A 19,667-nucleotide genomic window follows, 5' to 3' on the forward strand; every position below is an offset into this window, starting at 1 on the left:
CCGGTTGGCGGCGAATGAGCCGTAGTGCGTGTCTTCGTGTCGTACGGGTTCGCGCTGTCTGTCGGAGGTTCTGGTCTGTGGGTGGTTCTCGTGGTCGTTTCTAGGTTGTCAGGTCCTCCCGGCCGGGTGGCCGTTTGTTCATGAGGACGTGCCCGGAGCCTAAATGGTTCATGCCTCGAAGGGAACGTGATATGTACTTCACCCCATCGAGGGATCGAACACGCATGCGAGCCTGGACTACTCTGAGTTTCGGACGAGGGTTGCGTTACAACGGCTCTACCAGGCATCGGTACCCTCGGACCGGCAACAGAGCCCGGCCCCTTACCCAAAAGGGCCTCACCTGAAATTCAGCGAGGAGCGAACCGCGTGACCGCCGAGACGTCCGTGCCGTCCACTGCGCTGCTGACCGGAGCAGACCGGGACGGTTCCAACTACACCGCGCGGCACCTCCTCGTCCTCGAGGGCCTCGAGGCCGTACGCAAGCGCCCCGGTATGTACATCGGCTCGACGGACAGTCGAGGTCTGATGCACTGCCTCTGGGAGATCATCGACAACTCCGTGGACGAGGCCCTGGGGGGCTACTGCGACCACATCGAGGTGATCCTCCACGACGACGCCTCCGTGGAGGTGCGGGACAACGGCCGGGGCATCCCCGTCGATGTCGAGCCCAAGACCGGCCTTTCCGGCGTCGAGGTCGTCATGACCAAGCTGCACGCCGGCGGCAAGTTCGGCGGCGGCTCGTACGCGGCCTCCGGCGGTCTGCACGGTGTGGGCGCCTCTGTGGTGAACGCCCTGTCGGCCCGTCTGGACGTCGAGGTCGACCGCGGCGGCAACACGCACGCGATCAGCTTCCGGCGCGGTGTGCCCGGATCTTTCGCGGCGAGTGGTCCGGACGCCAAGTTCGAGGCGACGGGTGGTCTGCGCAAGGCCAAGAAGATCCCCAAGACGCGTACCGGCACGCGCGTGCGCTACTGGGCCGACCGCCAGATCTTCCTCAAGGACGCCAAGCTCTCCTTGGAGAACCTCCATCAGAGGGCCCGCCAGACCGCCTTCCTGGTGCCCGGTCTGACGATCGTCGTCCGTGACGAGTTCGGGCTCGGAGAGGGCGGCAGCAAGGGCGAGGAGTCGTTCCGCTTCGACGGCGGCATCAGCGAGTTCTGCGAGTACCTGGCCAGTGACAAGGCCGTCTGCGACATCCTCCGCTTCAGCGGCCAGGGCACCTTCAGGGAGACGGTCCCCGTGCTCGACGAGCACGGCCAGATGACCCCCACCCAGGTCACGCGTGAACTCGGCGTCGACGTCGCGATGCGCTGGGGCACCGGCTACGACACGACCCTGAAGTCGTTCGTGAACATCATCGCCACCCCCAAGGGCGGCACCCATGTCGCCGGCTTCGAGCAGGCCGTCGCCAGCACGATGAACGAGGTGCTGCGGGCCAAGAAGCTGCTGCGTGTGGCCGAGGACGACATCGTCAAGGACGACGCCCTCGAAGGCCTCACCGCCGTCGTCACCGTGCGTCTCGCCGAACCGCAGTTCGAGGGCCAGACCAAGGAGGTCCTCGGTACCTCGGCGGCCCGTCGCATCGTGGCCCAGGTGATCTCCAGGGAACTCAAGGCGTTCCTGACCTCCACCAAGCGGGACGCCGCCGCCCAGGCCCGGGTTGTCATGGAGAAGGCCGTCGCGGCCGCCCGTACGCGTATCGCCGCACGTCAGCACAAGGACGCACAGCGCCGTAAGACCGCGCTGGAGTCCTCGACGCTGCCCGCCAAGCTCGCCGACTGCCGCAGCGACGACGTGGAGCGCAGCGAGCTCTTCATCGTCGAGGGCGACTCGGCGCTCGGTACCGCCAAGCTCGCCCGGAATTCCGAGTTCCAGGCGCTGCTGCCGATCCGGGGCAAGATCCTCAACGTCCAGAAGTCGTCCGTGACGGACATGCTCAAGAATGCCGAGTGCGGTGCGATCATCCAGGTCATAGGGGCCGGGTCCGGTCGTACGTTCGACATCGACACGGCTCGGTACGGCAAGATCGTCATGATGACCGACGCCGATGTCGACGGCTCCCACATCCGCTGTCTGCTGCTGACGCTCTTCCAGCGGTACATGCGGCCCATGGTCGAGGCGGGCCGTGTCTTCGCCGCCGTGCCGCCGTTGCACCGGATCGAGCTGGTCCAGCCGAAGAAGGGCCAGGACAAGTACGTCTACACGTACTCGGACCGGGAGCTGCGGGACAAGCTGCTGGAGTTCCAGAGCAAGAACATCCGCTACAAGGACTCGATCCAGCGGTACAAGGGTCTCGGTGAGATGGACGCGGACCAGTTGGCGGAGACGACCATGGACCCGCGTCACCGGACGCTGCGGCGTATCAACCTGTCCGACCTGGAGGCGGCCGAGCAGGTGTTCGATCTGCTGATGGGCAACGATGTGGCGCCGCGCAAGGAGTTCATCTCCAGCTCCGCCGCGACGCTGGACAGGTCCCGTATCGACGCGTAGGGCGCGGAGCCGTGGTGGGGGCAGTTCGCGGCGCCGTGGTGGGGATCGGCCGGTGCTTCACCTGATGGGGTGAAGAATTGTGAAGAGAAGCGTCAGGGGTCTGCCCGTTCTGCCCATGCTTGGGCATGCAGTCAAGCACCGGCCGGCCCCGCCGACGCGAGGGTGGTTCTGAAAGCCCGGTAGAGAAGCACGAGGGGCGCGGTCCCGCCCCGGCGGACGTGCGGTTCGACGACCCCTGGTACGACGCGTTGGCCTCCGGTTGGGGCGAGTCCGAGGGTGCGGGCGGTACGGCACCGGTCGTACCGGACGCCCGGGCGGAGGGCCGGGGCGCGGCCGACGTCTATGTGGAGGTCCAGCGCAGCGCGGCCTTCCAGGAGGTGCGCCGCCGGTACCGCAGGTTCGTGGTACCGGGCGTCGCCGTCTTCCTCAGCTGGTATGTGGGGTACGTCGTGGCGGCGACCACCGCCCCCGGGCTGATGGCACGGCCGGTGGTGGGCGCGCTGAACGTGGCGATGCTGGCCGGGCTCGGGCAGTTCCTGACGACGTTCCTGTTCACCTGGGCCTACGCACGCCATGCGCGGCTGCGCCGGGACCGGGCGGCGCTCGATCTGCGCTGGGACACCCAGGAGTTGACGCGGGGGATCGCCGTCGCCGGAGGAACCGAGCGGTGACCGCCGACCATCAGACGACGGCACTGCTGCTGTTCAGCGCGTTCGTGGCCGTCACCCTCGGAATCACGGCCTGGGTCGGCCGCAACCGGCATGGCTCGGCAGAGGAGTTCTACGCCGGGGGCCGGCTGTTCTCGCCGATGGAGAATGGTTTTGCCATCGCGGGCGACTACATGTCCGCCGCATCCTTCCTGGGCATCTCCGGGCTCATCGCGCTCTTCGGGTACGACGGACTGCTGTACTCGGTGGGCTTCCTGGTCGCCTGGCTCGTGGTGCTCTTCCTGGTGGCCGAACTGGTGCGCAACTGCGGCCGGTTCACGCTCGCCGACGTCGTCGCGGCCCGGATGAACGAACGGCCGGCGCGGATCGCCGCGGGAACTTCCTCGGTGACCGTGTCCGTTCTGTATCTGGTGGCACAGATGGTGGGAGCGGGCACCCTCGTCGCGCTGCTGCTGGGAGGAGAGGGCGAGGCGGCCCGGGCCTGGACGGTCATCGGGGTCGGCGCGCTCATGGTCGTCTATGTGTCGCTGGGAGGGATGCGGGCCACCACCTGGATTCAGATCGTGAAGGCAGTCCTGCTGATGGGCGGGGCGATCGCGCTCACCGTGCTCGTACTGGTGAGGTTCCACGGCGACTTCGACCAACTGCTGAGGACGGCGGCGGAACGCAGCGGGCACGGGGAGGATTTCCTCGCCCCCGGGTTGAAGTACGGCGGTGACTGGACCGCGCGCTTCGACTTCATCAGCCTCGGACTCGCCCTGGTGCTGGGCACGGCCGGGCTGCCCCACATCCTGTCGCGCTTCTACACGGTGCCCACCGCGCGGGCCGCGCGCCGCTCGGTGGTGTGGTCGATCGGACTCATCGGCGGTTTCTACCTGATGACGATCGTGCTGGGCTTCGGCGCCGCCGCGATCGTCGGCCCGGAGACCGTTCGGAAGTCGAACGCGGCAGGGAACACGGCGGTTCCGCTGCTCGCCCTCGACCTGGGCGGTGGCGCGGGCTCCACTGGCGGAACGGTTCTGTTCGCGGTCGTCGCCGCCATCGCCTTCGCCACGATCCTCGCGGTGGTCGCCGGGATCACCCTCGCCTCGTCGGTGTCCGTCGCCCATGACCTGTACGCGTCGCTACGGCGCCGACGCTCCAGACCGCGCAGCGAGGTGGCGGTGGCCCGGACCGCCGCCGTCGGCATCGGCATGGTCGCCATTGCCCTTGGACTGCTCGCCCGCGATCTGAACGTGGCCTTCCTCGTGGGCCTGGCCTTCGCGGTCGCCGCCTCCGCCAATCTGCCGGTGCTGCTCTACTCGCTGTTCTGGCGCGGCTTCACCACCCGGGGCGCGGTGTGGTCCGTGTACGGTGGACTGGTGCCCTCCGTGGTGCTCGTCCTGCTGTCGCCCGTGGTGTCGGGGAGTCCCGAATCCCTGTTCCCCGGCGTCGACTTCCAGTACTTCCCGTTGCAGAACCCCGGCCTTGTCTCGATCCCGCTGGGCTTCCTCGCGGGCTGGCTGGGCACGGTCACATCGGCCGAACCGCCGGACGCGGCCAAGCACGCGGAGACAGAGGTGCGGTCGCTGACGGGGGCCGGGGCGGTATGACGCCCGGCCGCCGGTCCTGGTCGCTTCAGGGACGCGTCGCCCACTCGTAGCGGTGCTCCGGGCGGCCCGCGTCCCCGTACTTGAGGGTCAGGCGGGCCCGTCCGGTGCGCTCCAGGAGCTTCAGATAGCGCTGGGCGGTCTGGCGGCTCAGTCCGGTCCGGTCGGCGATCTCCTGGGCCGACAAAGGGCCCTCGGCGGTCATCAGGGTGCGCCGTACGACCTCGGTGGTGGTGGCGGAGTGGCCCTTGGGCAGATCCGGCTCGCCGCCGGCCGAGAGCGCACCGAAGATCCGGTCCACCTCGGCCTGTTCGGCCTCGCCGCCGCCGTCCAGGGTGCGGCGCAACTCCGCGTACGCGTCCAACTTGGCCCGCAGCCCCGCGAACGCGAACGGTTTGACCAGGTACTGGAGCGCCCCGTGCCGCATCGCCGCCTGGACGGTCGACACATCACGCGCCGCGGTGACCATGATCACATCGGTCTGATGACCGCGTCGGCGCATCTCCTGCACGACCGCCAGGCCCGTCTCGTCCGGCAGATAGTGATCCAGGAGCACCAGGTCGACACGCGGCAGCTTCTCCAACTGCTCCAGCGCGTCGGCCGCGTTGTGGGCCAGGCCCGCGACATGGAAGCCGGTGACCTTCTCCACGTAGGCGGCGTTCACCCGGGCGACCCGGATGTCGTCGTCCACGATCAGGACCTCGATCATCGCGACTCCTTCTCGACGGCAGGGACGGCGGCTTCGGACTCCCGCGCGGGACCGGGTCGCCCGCCGGTCGGTTCTTCATACCGGGCCGGACCGTCGTCGGGCACCGTGGATGTCAGCGTCGCAGCGGACGTCCGTGTCACCAACGCCGGTTCCGCCAGTGCCTCCGGCAGTACGACGGTGAACTCCGCGCCGCCACCGTCCGCGTCCGTGACCCGCGCGGTGCCGCCCTGACGTTCGGCGAGACGGCGCACCAGGGGGAGCCCGATGCCACGCTCGCGGTGGGCCGGCGGTGTCTTCGTGGACCAGCCCTCTGTGAAGATCAACTCCCGGTTGGCGGCTGGAACTCCGGGCCCGGTGTCACGTACCCGGAGGACCGCCGTCCGTCCCTCGGCGCGCAATTCGACCTCCACGCGCGCGTGCGGTGTGCCCGCGACGGCGTCGAGCGCGTTGTCCACGAGGTTGCCGACGATAGTGACCAGCCCGCGCGGGTCGATCAACCGGTCCGGCAGCAGGGTGCCGGGCGAGAGCGACAGGGCGACTCCGCGCTCGGCGGCGACGGCCGCCTTGCCGACCAGCACCGCGGCGAGCAGCGGATCGCGGATCTTCTCGGTGACCTGCTCGGCGGTCGCCCGATGGTCCCCGACCAGCTCACCTACGAACTCCACGGCCTCGTCGTACATCTCCAGTTCGAGCAGGCCCAGCAGGGTGTGCATCCGGTTGGCGTGCTCGTGGTCCTGGGCGCGCAGGGCGTCTATCAGGCCGCGCGTGGAGTCGAGTTCGCGCCCCAGTTGTTCCAGTTCGGTGCGGTCGCGCAGGGTGGCGACGGCGCCGCCGTCGTCGGTGGGCATGCGGTTGGCGACCAGGACCCGCTGGCCCTGGACGGTGAGCAGATCGGTGCCCGTGACCCGTCCGGCCAGCACATCCGTCGTCCGGCCGGGACCGAGCGCGTCGTCGAGGGACCGGCCGACGATCTTGTCGCCGATGCCGAGCAGACGCTGTGCCTCGTCGTTGAGGAGGCGTACGCGCCCGGCGCGGTCCAGGGCGACCACGCCCTCGCGGATGCCGTGCAGCATCGCCTCGCGCTCGGCGAGCAGCCCCGCGATGTCGGAGAAGGCCAGGTCTCGGGTCTGCCGATGGACCCGGCGCGAGATCAGATACGCGGCCAGCGCCCCGACCGCCATGGCGCCGCCGGCGTACGCCAGGAGCCCGGGGATCGCGTGGATGAGCCGGGCGCGCACATTGTCGTACTCGATGCCGACCGAAACCGCGCCGACGATCCTGCCGTCCCCGTCGCGCAACGGCACCTTGCCCCGGGCCGAGCGGCCCAGGGTGCCCGAGTCGATCTCCATGACCTCGTCGCCGGCCAGGGCGCGGGCGGGGTCGGTGGAGACCGTGCCGCCGATCTCCACCGGGTCGGGGTGGGACCAGCGCACCCCGTGGGTGTCCATCACCACCACGTACTCGGCCCCGCTGGCCTTCCGGATGCGCTCGGCCTCGATCTGCACCGGCCCGTTCACGGACGGCTTCGTGGACACCAGGTCCTCGACTATCTGCGGCTGCACCGCCGTCGTCTGCGCTATCGCCAGTGCGCGGCGCATCGCCTGGTCGTCCAGCTGATGACTCAGCGGTGCCAGGAACAGCCCCGTCGCGAGGACGGCGACCCCGGCGGCGATCGCCACCTGCATCAGCAGGACCTGCGAGAACACCCGCCGAGGCATACCGAGACGCAGACGACGTGCGGGGGGAGTGCGGCTCATACCCATGACGGTACGTGGACGGGGTGGGCCGGACGTAGTGGGGTGTGGCGTGGATCTCAGGCCCAAAGTGTTTGCGTGGCGGGACGGTCACATGGAGCACGCCCGGTGTTTCGAGGTGTGCGGCCCTGTGGGTGTGGCCCTGATGCAGGCGGGGGGCGGCCCGTTGTTCCGCTAGCTCGCGAGTGCCGTCGGTGCCAGCTCTCGTACGGCGACGACATCCATACGGGCGGGGGAGCCGAGTGGGGAGCCGCAGCTCTCCTGGCGGGGCGGCTGGGAGGCACCCTGGGCGACGGTGACGTTCCACAGGCGGCCGTCGACGTGGGCGACGGCCACGTTCCAGCGTGGGCCCGCGCCCGTCGTGCCGATCACATGGAGCGCGTCGGCGGCCTGCTCGCCGGTGGCCGCGCGCACGGCCAGCTCGGCCGCCTGACCGGGACGCTCCCAGGCGGAGTTCCCCCGGCATCCCTCGGTGACGACGCGCCCTTCCCGAACGCCCTGGAGGACCTCCTTGACGTGGTGGGCCTCGGCGCGGCCGTACACGTATCCGAAGGGCAGCACGAGCAGCGTCGGTGAGAAGCGGTGGCCGCCCAGATGGGTGACCTCCCAGGTGCCCTCCACTCCGGAGGCGGCCAGTTCGGCGGCGAGGGGTCGGCCCAGGAGGGCGCAGCAGCGGTCGCGCTTGCCGTTGGTGCACACGAGCGCGAGCGGGTCGCCGGTGTGGGGGCGGCCCCCCAGTACCGTCCCGAAGGGGCGATGGTCGCCCCTGCCGAGCGCGTCGAAGTCGAGGTCGAGCAGCCGCTCCGGTGCGGTCGTCCTGGCGGCGCGCAACCAGGTGTTCCCGGGCACGGTGTGGGCCACGTAGACCTGGCGCTCGGGGGCCCGGCGGAAGTCCGCGTGGCGGCCGGGGCGCCGGATGAGCGCGATGTGTACGCCGGTGCCCTCGGCCGCGGCTTCGAGGGCGCGGCCGAGTACGGGGTCCAGGTGGCTCGTGGTGAGCGCCTTGGCACCCCAGGGGCCCGGCTGTTCCAGCAGCAGCCATGTCCTTGCCGTGGCGGCGGTCCCCGCGAGGGGCTCGTCGAGGCGCCGCGACACGGATGTGCACGTACTCACAGAGGTGAGCCTAACCTGAGTCGCGCGCGAGTGACTTCCCGCTGGGCCGAAGGGGGACGAACCGGGTCCACAAGGAGGGCATTCGGGGCGGGGCGCGGGGTGGCGGACTAGGAGGGGCTGCCGGGGGCGAGGAGCAGGCCTCGTCTGAAGCAGCTTCGCGACCGGTGCCCGGCGGTCACTCCGGGAGGGGCTGTGGCGGTCGTACGCCCACGTAGTGGCCGCTCGGGCGCATCCGCAGGGGGCGTTCGCCGTACTCCTCCAGGGTGTGGGCGATCCAGCCCGCGGTGCGGGCCACGGCGAAGATCGTCTCGCCCGCGGAGGGTGACATGCCGGAGGAGGCGGTGAGGACCGCCAGGGCGAGGTCGATGTTGGCGTGCAGGGGCGTATGGCGGGCGGCGGTCGCCACGATGTCCCGGGCGGCGGCGAGGGCCGGTGCGGCGCCCGGAACGGCTTCCAACTGTGCGAAGAGGGCACGCGCGCGTGGGTCCTCGCCCGTGTAGAGGCGGTGGCCGAGCCCCCGGACGGCGCGGCCGGCGCGTAGCTCGGCGGCGATGACGGGGGCCGCGCTGCCGTGGTCCAGGACATCGAGGAGCAGCCGGTGGGCGAGCGCGCCGGCCGAACCGTGCAGGGGGCCCTCCAGGGCGCCCAGTCCGGCCGAGACGGCCGCGTACGCGTGGGCGCGGGCCGACGCGGCGACGCGGACGGCGAGTGTGGACGCGGCGAGGTCGTGGTCGACGAGGAGCGCCAGGGCCGTGTCCAGGGCGCGCAGCGACGCCTCGTCGGGGGCGCGTCCGCTGAGCCGCGCCCAGAGCCGGTGGGCCAGCGGGCCCGAGTCGCGGTGGGCGCGCAGGACGGGGGGCAGTGCGGCGACGAGGGTGGGGATCAGGGTGCGCGCGGTGCCGAGAACGGCCTCCTCGGAGAGGTCGAAGCGCAGTGGGTCGGCCGCCGCGGCGGCGATCGCGGCGACCCGGAGCCGGTCGATCGGACCGCTGTGCTCGGGCAGCGCGTCGATCGCGCGGCGGGCGAGGGCCACGGACTCCTTCGGGGCGGTGAAGACGGCTCCCGGCCGTGGCTCTCCCGTCCACAGCCACTCGGCGACTTCCTCGTAGGAGTTGTGCGTGGCGAGTTCGGTCGCGTCGACGCCGCGGAAGTAGTAGCGGTCCCCTTCGATCAGGGTGAGCCGGGTACGGACCGACAGCTCGCCCCCGGTGGGTGAACTTCCGCTCGCCTCCCGCCTGTTGCGTCGTGCGAGTGCCGCCACCTCCTCGGCGTCGAATGTGCTTCCTCGCCCTGAGTGATCTCGCCGGCTGGTCAGTTGACCTCGACTGACGTACGCGTACACGGTCTCCGGCTTCACACCGAGCAACTCGGCGGTCTCCTTGGTGCTGAGCCGCTGTTCGGTGCGGGGTGTGGTGCTCGCCGGGGCCGCCGACTCTCGATCGCCTCGCTCACTCATGGCCGTCACCGTATCCATAAAGCTGGACATTGATTGAATCAATGTTGACACAGATCGAGTCAAGCATGGACAGTCGAATCAAGTTCAAGGAGGAGACATGCCGATCAACCAGGCCGGAGCCATCTCCGTCGACGTACCCCGAGGGCTCGCGGGCGTCGTCGTCACCGACACCTCATTGGGTGACGTCAGAGGGCGCGAAGGCTTCTACCACTACCGCCAGTACTCCGCCGTCGAGCTCGCGCGAACCCGTGACTTCGAGGATGTCTGGCACTTGATGGTCCATGGTGAACTGCCGGACGCGGCGCGGCGGGCCGCCTTCGACGCACAGGTACGACCGCTGCGGTCGCTGCCCGACGAGGTGCGGGCCGCGCTGCCCGCGATCGCGGCGGCGAGCACACGCTCCGGCCCGCTGTCCGGCCTGCGCACGGCCCTGTCGCTGTTCGGCGCCGCCAAGGGATTCCGGCCGGTGTACGACCTGGACGCGGACCGGCGACGCGCGGACGCCCTGGCGGCGTCGGCGGTCGTACCGACCGTGTTGACGGCCCTGTACCGACTGGGCCGGGGTCTTGATCCGGTCAACCCTCGTGACGATCTGCCGTATGCGGCGAACTACCTGTACATGTTGACGGGTTCAGAGCCGAACCCTCAGCATGCGCGGGCGATCGAGCAATACTTGGTCTCAACCATTGACCATGGATTCAATGCATCAACCTTCACCGCCAGAGTGATCACGTCGACGGGCGCGGATGTGGCCGCCTGTCTCGTGGGCGCTGTCGGCGCTCTCTCCGGCCCCCTCCACGGTGGAGCGCCGAGCCGTGCGCTGGACACCCTCGACGCCATCGGCACGCCCGACCGCATCGACCCCTGGATTCGCGACCGCGTCCTCGCCGGTGACCGCATCATGGGCTTCGGGCACCCCGTCTACCGCACCGAGGACCCCCGCTCCCGCATGCTCCGCGACATCGCCCAGCGGTTCGGCGGGCCGCGCGTCGACTTCGCCGTCGAGGTCGAACGCCAAGTGGAGGCGATCCTCGCCGAGTTGAAGCCGGGGCGTGAGCTGCACACCAACGTCGAGTTCTATGCCGGCGTCGTCATGGAACTCTGCGGCATCCCCCGCGAGATGTTCACCCCGACCTTCGCCGCGGCCCGCGTCATAGGCTGGAGCGCCAACATCCTCGAACAGGCGGAAGACCCGAAGATCATCCGCCCTGCGGCACGCTATGTGGGACCGGGGGCGCCGGTGACGGTGCCGACCCTGAGTTGACGCGTCGGTTCTCACCGGGGCGGGGACAGCCGACTGCGCGTACAGGGCCCGGTCGGTCATGCCCTGACCCTCGCGGTCGAGTGCCGAGAGGCCGCGCGCACGACTCGGGCCCGACACATGGCGGTGGCGGGCCCTACGGTCAACTCGGCTCTACGGACAAGCTTTTCAGGGGCTGCAGAGGCTGCAGGGGATGGAAGGACGTCGACGACCCGTGGTCCCCGGCCCGTTTCCGAGCGGGCGTGGTGTCCCGCGCCGCTGCGGATCAGGCATCGGGGATGTCCTGCTTGGCGCGGACGAGGGTTTCGCGGGTGATGACGACGATCCGTTCGTGGGCCGCACGCGCCGCGTCGGGCGGCAACTGGCCGTCGAGAGCCTCCGTGGCTTCCGTGCCGATCACGGCGAAGTTGCCGTCGCTCAATTCGAAGATGTCCGGACACGTCTGTCCTGAACCGCTGCCACGCTCCTGCGGCGAAGCGCCGACTCGACGCACGATCTTCAAGTACGTTCCTAGTGGTGAGAGGCGGCCCGTCGCGAGCATCGGATGTCGCGCGGGCTGATGGCCTCTGTCGCGTCCGGCGAAGCTCGGGTGCCGGGCCCACGGATGCTCATGAGTGACCGCGGGCCCTTGTGGGGAGTGGCAGCCCTACGCAGCACAACAGGCGCCTGTGCAGGATGTTTACCAGGTGCAGGCAGGGTGGCCAGTGTGCCAGAAACCCAAGTCCTCGAAGGCCGTGCGTGATTGGAGGGGAGGACGGTCATTCCTCGGGCGGTTGTCCGACGACCCACCACTCCTCCAGGTCGCCCTCCTCGGCCTCCCGGCTCACCCTGTCCATCTCCCGGACGAGACCGTCCATCATGCGGCCCAGCTCGGCCTCCTCACTGGAGTCGGGCAGGCTCTGCCGGTGGTGGCGGGTGGCCGCCCAGTACTCCCGGAACAGGGAATTGCGGCAGATCACCCGAAGGTGTCCGTACAGTTCGTTGAGGCTCCACGCTCCGATGCGGTGGTAGTAGAGGGCGTTGACGTACAGCGCGTTCGCGAAGAGGTACTGGCGCTGTCGCTCGGCGGGGATGTCGCTCTCATAGGTGTCGAGCACGGCCGCCAGCGCGGAGTCGTCCATGGCCTTGCACAGCAGGTCGAAGTGGAGCCGGTGCTGCTCGGTGAGCGCCGCGTGCCGTTCACGGCGTGCTCGTCCCGCCGATGCGGACGCGGCCACGGCCCGCAGCCTCTTGCCGACGGCGGAGCCGAGCCTCCGTATCCCGAAGTTCTGTGTGGCCATGTCAACCCCCGGTTCAGGCGTCCGTCTGCCGGTCGTGGGTACGGGTCGACAGGGTGGGACCGGCGAGCGTGGCGGCGCTTGCCGCCTCCCAGTGTCGCCGAGCGCCTTGGGTCGGCTGGAGGCGGAGAAGAGGCGCACGGAGGGATGTGCGGGGCGTGCGAACCAGCGCCATGCCCAGCGTGTGCCCCGTGTGTGCCGCTGACAACCGTTCGCTCCGTGGCGTTCGTCCGCACTCGTATCCTGGGGCGGCATTCCATGGCCGTACGAGAACCGCCCCGCTCCGGCGAGAGCTGGTCCAGGAGCCGTCCTCGTGCGGCGGCCGGTCGTGAGCCGGCGCACGCAACGGTGTGAGAGAGGGCGCGTGTTGAGCAGTCAGTCGTCGAATCCGGGTGCCGTCGCGGGCGTGACCGCAGGTCCGGTCGCGGGGCCGACTCCGAGTTCGCTGGTTTCGCCGGTGGGAGAGGGGGCGGGCGGCTCGCGGCAGATTCCCGTGGTCGTTCTCGCCGGATTTCTTGGCTCCGGGAAGACCACGTTGCTCAATCACCTCCTCCACCGCAGCGGCGGCAGCCGTATCGGGGCGATCGTCAATGACTTCGGGGCCATCGAGATCGACGCGATGGCCGTGGCGGGCGCGTTGGGGGACTCCACCGTGTCGCTCGGCAACGGGTGCCTGTGCTGCGCCGTCGACGTCAGCGAACTGGACCTCTACCTGGAGCGCCTCGCCCATCCGTCCGCCGGCATCGACGTGATCGTCATCGAGGCCAGCGGGCTCGCCGAGCCCCAGGAACTGGTGCGGATGGTGCTCGCCAGTGAGAATCCCCGAGTCGTCTACGGCGGGCTCGTCGAAGTCGTCGACGCCGCCGAGTTCCTTCAGACCCGGCAGCGGCATCCCGAGATCGACCGGCATCTCTCCATCGCCGACCTCGTCGTCGTCAACAAGGTCGACCGGGCCGAGGACGGCGACGGGATTCTGGCACTCGTGCGTTCGCTGAGCGAGCGTGCCGCCGTCGTGTCCGCCACCTACGGACGGATCGACCCCGAGTTCCTCTTCGACTGCCGACCCGGCGAGGAACGCATCGGGCAGCTCTCCTTCGACGATCTCCATCGCGACGCCGAGCACCTCACCGCGCATGACGGCCACGACATCCGTGACGACCACGACAGTCACGACAAGCACGCCGGTCACACCGGTCACGCCTGCCATGACGGCCACGCCGATCACCTCGGGCATCTGCACACCGGCTACGACAGCGTCTCCTTCGTCTCCGATGTGCCGATGAACCCCCGCCGGCTCATGGACTTCCTCGACGGCCGTTCCGTAGGGCTCTACCGGATCAAGGGGTACGTCGACTTCGGGCCCCATGACGTCCGCAACCGCTATGCCGTGCATGCCGTGGGGCGGTTCCTGCGGTTCTACCCCGAGCCCTGGGCCGCCGTCGGTGACGGACCGAGGCTCACCCAACTCGTCCTCATCGGGGCCGGCATCGACGTCGCCGCCCTCACCAAGGGACTTGAGGCGTGCGAGGACGACGCCCCACACGCCGACGAACACAGCATGTGGGGCGTCCTTCGCTACGTGCCGGAGAAGGGGACCGAGAAGGCCGAGGGGACCGACGAGCCGGAGGCCGTGTACAACAGCCTCTGATCACACCCGGCCCCGCAGACGGCTGCTCAGACCGGCCCCGCCACCGAGTACACCGGCTTGCCCAAGGACTCGCCCGAGCCGTCGCGGCGGGGGTCGATGTCGGGGAGGTCGGCCGGGGTGCCGTTCTTCTGGGCGGCTCGGGCGGGGGTGGGGCCGGCCCAGGCGAAGGAGAGGCAGTCCTCGCCCTTGAGGAACCGCTGGCAGCGGACACCACCCGTGGCGCGGCCCTTGCGGGGGTACTGGTCGAAGGGGGTGAGCTTGGCGGTCGTCTGGACCGAGTCGTCCAGCGTGCCCCGCGAGCCCGCCACCGTGAAGACCATCGCGTCCATCGCCGGGTCGACGGCCGTGAACGAGATGACCTTCGCGCCCTCGGTGAGCTTGATGCCCGCCATGCCACCGGCCGGGCGGCCCTGCGGGCGGACCTGCGCGGCCTGGTAGCGCAGCAGTTGGGCGTCGTCGGTGATGAAGACCAGGTCCTCCTCGCCGGTGCGCAACTCGACCGCACCGACGATCCGGTCACCCTCCCTGAGGGTGATGACCTCCAACTCCTCCTTGTTGGACGGATAGTCGGGCACCACACGCTTCACGACGCCCTGCTCGGTGCCGATGGCCAGGCCAGGCGACGACTCGTCGAGCGTCGTCAGACAGATGACCGTCTCGCCGTCCTGGAGGGAGAGGAACTCCGAGAGCGGGGCGCCGCCCGAGAGGTTGGGGGCCGCGGCCGTCTCCGGCAGCTGGGGCAGGTCGATGACGTTCAGGCGCAGCAGACGGCCGGTGGAGGTCACCGCGCCCACCTCGCCGCGGGCCGTCGCCGGGACCGCGGAGATGATCACGTCGTGCTTGGTCCGCTTGCCGTCGCCCTCCGCGAAGGGCTCGCCGCCCGTCGTACGGGCCAGCAGCCCCGTCGAGGACAGCAGCACCCGGCACGGGTCGTCCGCCACCTGGAGCGGAACCGCGGCCACCGGGGTCCCCGAGGACTCCAGCAGCACCGTACGGCGCGCGGTGCCGAACTTCTTCGCCACGGCGGCCAGTTCACCGGAGACCAGCTTGCGCAGCTCCGCGTCCGACTCCAGGATGCGCGTCAGCTCCGCGATACCGGCGGTGAGCTGGTCCTTCTCCGACTCCAGCTCGATGCGGTCGAACTTGGTGAGACGGCGCAGCGGGGTGTCGAGGATGTACTGCGTCTGGACGTCCGACAGGGAGAAGCGCTCCATCAGGCGCTCCTTGGCCTGTGCGGAGTTCTCGCTGGAGCGGATCAGACGGATGACCTCGTCGATGTCCACCAGGGCGGTGAGCAGACCCTCGACCAGGTGAAGCCGGTCCTGCTTCTTGCCGCGGCGGAACTCCGAGCGGCGGCGCACGACCTCGAAGCGGTGGTCGAGATAGACCTCCAGGAGTTCCTTGAGGCCGAGGGTGAGGGGCTGGCCGTCGACCAGCGCCACGTTGTTGATGCCGAAGGACTCCTCCATGGGCGTCAGCTTGTACAGCTGCTCCAGGACGGCCTCCGGCACGAAGCCGTTCTTGATCTCGATGACGAGACGCAGACCGTGCTGGCGGTCGGTGAGGTCCTTGACGTCGGCGATGCCCTGGAGCTTCTTCGAGCCGACCAGATCCTTGATCTTGGCGACGACCTTCTCCGGGCCGACGGTGAACGGCAGTTCGGTGACGACCAGGCCCTTGCGGCGTGCCGTGACCGTCTCCACCGACACCGTGGCGCGGATCTTGAAGGTGCCGCGGCCCGTCTCGTACGCGTCCCGGATGCCGGAGAGGCCGACGATCCGGCCGCCCGTGGGCAGGTCGGGGCCCGGGACGTGCTTCATCAGGGTGTCCAGGTCGGCGTTCGGATACCTGATGAGGTGGCGGGCGGCCGCGATGACCTCGCCCAGGTTGTGCGGCGGCATATTGGTCGCCATGCCGACGGCGATGCCCGACGCGCCGTTGACCAGCAGGTTCGGGAAGGCGGCGGGCAGGGCCACCGGCTCCTGCTCCTGGCCGTCGTAGTTCGGGGCGAAGTCGACCGTGTTCTCGTCGATCGACTCCGTCATCAGGCTGGTGGCCGCGGCCTGACGGCACTCGGTGTACCGCATGGCGGCCGGGGGGTCGTCATTGCCCAGCGAGCCGAAGTTGCCGTGGCCGTCGACCAGGGGGACGCGCATCGAGAAGGGCTGGGCCATGCGCACCAGGGCGTCGTAGATCGACGAGTCGCCGTGCGGGTGCAACTTGCCCATGACCTCGCCGACCACGCGCGCGCACTTGACGTAGCCGCGGTCGGGGCGCAGGCCCATCTCGTTCATCTGGTAGACGATGCGGCGGTGCACCGGCTTCAGGCCGTCACGGGCGTCCGGCAGGGCTCGGGAGTAGATGACCGAGTACGCGTACTCCAGGAAGGAGCCCTGCATCTCGTCGACGACGTCGATGTCGAGGATCTTCTCCTCGTACGCGTCGTCGGGCGGCGGGGTCTTCGTGCTGCGGCGGGCCATCGCTGCCGGCTCCTCCTGTTTCTGGTCGCTCTTGCCGAGGCTCGAACGAGATCTGACGCGGACCATTGTGGACTGCCGCACTGACAACGCGGACCAGCCCCCGTCGCTCCGCCCTCCCGGCGGCAGCGCGGGCCCCGACGGCACGACCGTCCGCAGGCTACGGGATCTCGCTTCAGGCGTACGTCGTCCGGGAACTTCGCGGAGCGTACGCACGCTTGCATACAGTGGCAGGACCGGCACGCACACCGCGGTCCTCAAGGACCGCTCTCGCGATCGAAGGGACGTACATGCCCATGGGTCACACGGCCACAGCCGAGGCAGGCTCCGGAGGCCTGACAGTGAAGGAGCACCGCCTGGACAACGGCCTGCGCGTGGTGCTCTCCGAGGACCACTTGACCCCGGTCGCCGCGGTGTGCCTCTGGTACGACGTCGGCTCACGCCACGAGGTCAACGGCCGCACGGGCCTCGCCCACCTCTTCGAGCACCTGATGTTCCAGGGCTCGGGCCAGGTGAAGGACAACGGCCACTTCGAGCTCGTCCAGGGCGCGGGCGGCTCGCTCAACGGCACCACCAGCTGGGAGCGCACCAACTACTTCGAGACCATGCCCGCCCACCAGCTGGAGCTGGCGCTGTGGCTGGAGGCCGACCGCATGGGCAGCCTGCTGCTCGCGCTCGACCAGAAGAACCTCGACAACCAGCGGGCCGTCGTCAAGAACGAGCGCCGCCAGCGGTACGACAACGTCCCGTACGGCACCGCCTTCGAGCGAATCTTCCGCCTGGCCTACCCGGAGGGTCACCCCTACCGCCACACGCCGATCGGCTCCATGGAGGACCTGGAAGCGGCCAGCCTGGAGGACGCCCAGCAGTTCTTCAGGACGTACTACGCGCCCAACAACGCGGTCCTCTCGGTCGTCGGCGACATCGACCCCGACCAGACCCTGGCCTGGATCGAGAAGTACTTCGGCTCCATCCCCGCGTACGACGGCAAGCCCGAGCCGCGCGACGGCTCGCTGCCCGACGTCATCGGCGAGCAGCTGCGCGAGGTCGTCGAGGAGAAGGTCCCCGCGCGCGCGTTGATGGCCGCCTACCGGCTCCCGGAGGACGGCACGCGCGCGTGCGACGCGGCCGACCTGGCGCTCACCATCCTCGGCGGCGGCGAGTCCTCCCGCCTCTACAACCGGCTCGTACGCCGCGACCGTACGGCCGTCACAGCCGGCTTCGGACTGCTGCGCCTGGCCGGAGCGCCCTCCATGGCGTGGATGGACGTGAAGACCTCCGGTGATGTCGAGGTGCCCGTCATCGAGGCCGCCGTCGACGAGGAGCTCGCCCGGTTCGCCGCCGAGGGCCCCACGGCCGAGGAGATGGAGCGCGCCCAGGCCCAGTTGGAGCGCGAGTGGCTGGACCGGCTCGGCACGGTCGCGGGCCGCGCCGACGAACTGTGCCGCTACGCCGTCCTGTTCGGCGACCCGAAGCTCGCCCTGACCGCCGTCGACCGCGTCCTCGAAGTCACCCCCGAAGAGGTCCAGGAGATCGCCAAGGCCCGGCTGCGGCCCGACAACCGCGCGGTGCTCGTCTACGAGCCCGTCGCCGGTGAGGACGACGACGCGGACCAGGCGGACGAGACGGAGGCCACCGAGGCGGGAGCCGCCGAGGCCGACGCCCAGGCATCCGAAGCCGCCGAAACCACCGACGAGAACGAGGAGTCGGCGAAGTGACCGAGCTCGCGACCATGGACTTCCACCCCCAGCCCCGCGCGGGCGAGGCCAAGCCCTGGGCGTTCCCGGCGCCCGAGCGCGGCACCCTGGACAACGGCCTGACCGTTCTGCGCTGCCACCGCCCCGGCCAGCAGGTCGTCGCCGTCGAGGTCCTCCTCGACGCCCCCCTGGCCGCCGAGCCGGCCGGTCTCGACGGCGTCGCCACCATCATGACCAGGGCCTTCTCCGAGGGCACCGACAAGCACTCCGCCGAGGAGTTCGCCGCCGAGCTGGAGCGCTGCGGCGCCACCCTCGACTCGCACGCCGACCACCCCGGTGTCCGTCTCTCCCTCGAAGTGCCCGTCTCGCGGCTGGGGAAGGCCCTGGGACTGCTCGCCGACGCCCTCAGGGCCCCCGCCTTCGCGGACAGCGAGATCGAACGCCTGGTGGCCAACCGGCTCGACGAGATCCCGCACGAGACCGCCAACCCGGGCCGCCGCGCCGCGAAGGAGCTGTCCAAGCAGCTGTTCCCGGCCGACTCCCGTATGTCGCGTCCCCGCCAGGGCACCGAGGAGACCGTCACCGGCATCGACTCCGCGGCCGTACGCGCCTTCTACGAGCGGCACGTACGCCCCGCCACGTCGACCGCCGTGGTCGTCGGCGACCTCGCCGAGGTCGACCTCGACGCACTGCTCGGCGACACCCTGGGCGCCTGGACCGGCTCCGCGGGCAAGCCCAGCGCCGTACCGATGGTGAGCGCCGACGACACCGGTCGGGTCGTCATCGTGGACCGCCCCGGCTCGGTCCAGACGCAGCTGCTCATCGGCCGCGTCGGTGCCGACCGCCACGCGCGCGTGTGGCCCGCCCAGGTGCTCGGCACCTACTGCCTCGGCGGCACCCTCACCTCCCGTCTGGACCGTGTCCTGCGCGAGGAGAAGGGCTACACCTACGGTGTGCGCGCGTTCGGCCAGGTGCTGCGCTCCGCGCCCGACGGGTCCGGTGTCACGATGCTCGCCATCAGCGGCTCCGTCGACACGCCCAACACCGGCCCGGCACTGGACGACCTGTGGACGGTGCTGCGCACCCTCGCCGCCGAGGGGCTGACCGACGCCGAGCGCGATGTCGCCGTGCAGAACCTCGTCGGGGTGGCCCCCCTCAAGTTCGAGACGGCCGCCGCCGTGGCGAGCACACTGGCCGACCAGGTCGAGCAGTTCCTGCCGGACGACTACCAGGCCACGCTATACCAGCAGTTGGCCGCCACGGGCACGGTGGAGGCCACCGCGGCCGTCGTGAACGCCTTCCCGGGCGACCGTCTGGTGACCGTGCTCGTCGGTGACGCGGCCGAGATCGAGGAGCCGGTCCGGGCCCTCGGCATCGGCGAAGTCACCGTCGTGCCCGCCGAGTAGAAGTCGGACAGAAGTACGCATACTCCTGGGGCCCTGGTGACGGAAGAGTCACCAGGGCCCGCGTTTGTCCCTATTGATGGCGGAGGTTGCGGGTCTGACCTGTGGCGTACGCAACAAATCCT

The 19,667-nt window shown here is 70.0% G+C and carries 14 protein-coding genes; 7 read left to right on the forward strand and 7 right to left on the reverse strand.

Annotation, left to right across the window (positions count from 1 at the left end):
- Positions 1–366 precede the first annotated feature (366 nt).
- From ACWD4G_RS31495 to ACWD4G_RS31505, 3 genes are all read left to right on the forward strand, one after another.
- Positions 367–2,490, forward strand: coding sequence for a DNA gyrase/topoisomerase IV subunit B (locus tag ACWD4G_RS31495; RefSeq protein ID WP_451299425.1), 2,124 nt, complete (start codon positions 367–369; stop codon positions 2,488–2,490).
- A 125-nt stretch (positions 2,491–2,615) separates the two neighbouring features.
- Entirely contained in the window at positions 2,616–3,161 is a 546-nt protein-coding gene (locus ACWD4G_RS31500) for a DUF485 domain-containing protein (RefSeq protein ID WP_451299427.1), read from the forward strand.
- On the forward strand, positions 3,158–4,750 hold the full coding sequence (locus ACWD4G_RS31505) for a solute symporter family protein (protein WP_451299429.1): 1,593 nt from the start codon (positions 3,158–3,160) through the stop codon (positions 4,748–4,750). Before ACWD4G_RS31500 ends, ACWD4G_RS31505 begins: the two co-directional genes overlap by 4 nt.
- 25 nt (positions 4,751–4,775) lie before the next feature.
- On the opposite strand, the gene ACWD4G_RS31510 is transcribed toward ACWD4G_RS31505, so the two are convergent.
- From ACWD4G_RS31510 to ACWD4G_RS31525, 4 genes are all read right to left on the reverse strand, one after another.
- The gene (locus tag ACWD4G_RS31510) at positions 4,776–5,456 is read right to left on the reverse strand and encodes a response regulator (RefSeq protein WP_451299431.1); all 681 of its coding nucleotides are present in this window, start codon (positions 5,454–5,456) and stop codon (positions 4,776–4,778) included.
- A complete protein-coding gene (locus tag ACWD4G_RS31515; RefSeq protein ID WP_451299433.1) occupies positions 5,453–7,213 on the reverse strand; it encodes an ATP-binding protein in 1,761 nt (586 codons plus the stop codon). The genes ACWD4G_RS31510 and ACWD4G_RS31515 overlap by 4 nt, the downstream gene beginning before the upstream one ends.
- A gap of 171 nt (positions 7,214–7,384) precedes the next feature.
- Positions 7,385–8,323, reverse strand: coding sequence for a sucrase ferredoxin (locus ACWD4G_RS31520; protein WP_451299435.1), 939 nt, complete (start codon positions 8,321–8,323; stop codon positions 7,385–7,387).
- Positions 8,324–8,498: 175 nt separating this feature from the next.
- Positions 8,499–9,779 (reverse strand): citrate synthase, encoded by a 1,281-nt coding sequence (locus ACWD4G_RS31525; RefSeq protein ID WP_451299437.1) that lies wholly within the window; start codon positions 9,777–9,779, stop codon positions 8,499–8,501.
- A 97-nt stretch (positions 9,780–9,876) separates the two neighbouring features.
- Between ACWD4G_RS31525 and ACWD4G_RS31530 the strand changes: the two genes are divergently transcribed.
- Positions 9,877–11,043, forward strand: a complete 1,167-nt coding sequence (locus tag ACWD4G_RS31530; RefSeq protein ID WP_451299439.1) for a citrate synthase/methylcitrate synthase — start codon at positions 9,877–9,879, stop codon at positions 11,041–11,043.
- Between the two features lie 262 nt (positions 11,044–11,305).
- Here ACWD4G_RS31530 and ACWD4G_RS31535 read toward each other — a convergent pair whose 3' ends face one another.
- Complete coding sequence (locus ACWD4G_RS31535; RefSeq protein WP_451299441.1) at positions 11,306–11,542, reverse strand: hypothetical protein; 237 nt, start codon at positions 11,540–11,542, stop codon at positions 11,306–11,308.
- A 256-nt stretch (positions 11,543–11,798) separates the two neighbouring features.
- Positions 11,799–12,320 (reverse strand): DUF6082 family protein, encoded by a 522-nt coding sequence (locus tag ACWD4G_RS31540; protein WP_451299443.1) that lies wholly within the window; start codon positions 12,318–12,320, stop codon positions 11,799–11,801.
- 454 nt (positions 12,321–12,774) lie between these two features.
- Here ACWD4G_RS31540 and ACWD4G_RS31545 point away from each other — a divergent pair, with 454 nt between their 5' ends.
- Complete coding sequence (locus ACWD4G_RS31545; protein WP_451299544.1) at positions 12,775–13,965, forward strand: CobW family GTP-binding protein; 1,191 nt, start codon at positions 12,775–12,777, stop codon at positions 13,963–13,965.
- 26 nt (positions 13,966–13,991) lie between these two features.
- On the opposite strand, the gene ACWD4G_RS31550 is transcribed toward ACWD4G_RS31545, so the two are convergent.
- Positions 13,992–16,445: a DNA gyrase/topoisomerase IV subunit A gene (locus ACWD4G_RS31550; protein WP_451299445.1), complete on the reverse strand. Its 2,454-nt coding sequence runs from the start codon at positions 16,443–16,445 to the stop codon at positions 13,992–13,994.
- A gap of 287 nt (positions 16,446–16,732) precedes the next feature.
- Between ACWD4G_RS31550 and ACWD4G_RS31555 the strand changes: the two genes are divergently transcribed.
- Positions 16,733–18,160, forward strand: coding sequence for a M16 family metallopeptidase (locus ACWD4G_RS31555; RefSeq protein ID WP_451299447.1), 1,428 nt, complete (start codon positions 16,733–16,735; stop codon positions 18,158–18,160).
- Entirely contained in the window at positions 18,157–19,545 is a 1,389-nt protein-coding gene (locus tag ACWD4G_RS31560; RefSeq protein WP_451299449.1) for a M16 family metallopeptidase, read from the forward strand. Before ACWD4G_RS31555 ends, ACWD4G_RS31560 begins: the two co-directional genes overlap by 4 nt.
- Positions 19,546–19,667: the final 122 nt, after the last annotated feature.

It is taken from the genome of Streptomyces sp. NPDC002643, from assembly GCF_053592555.1.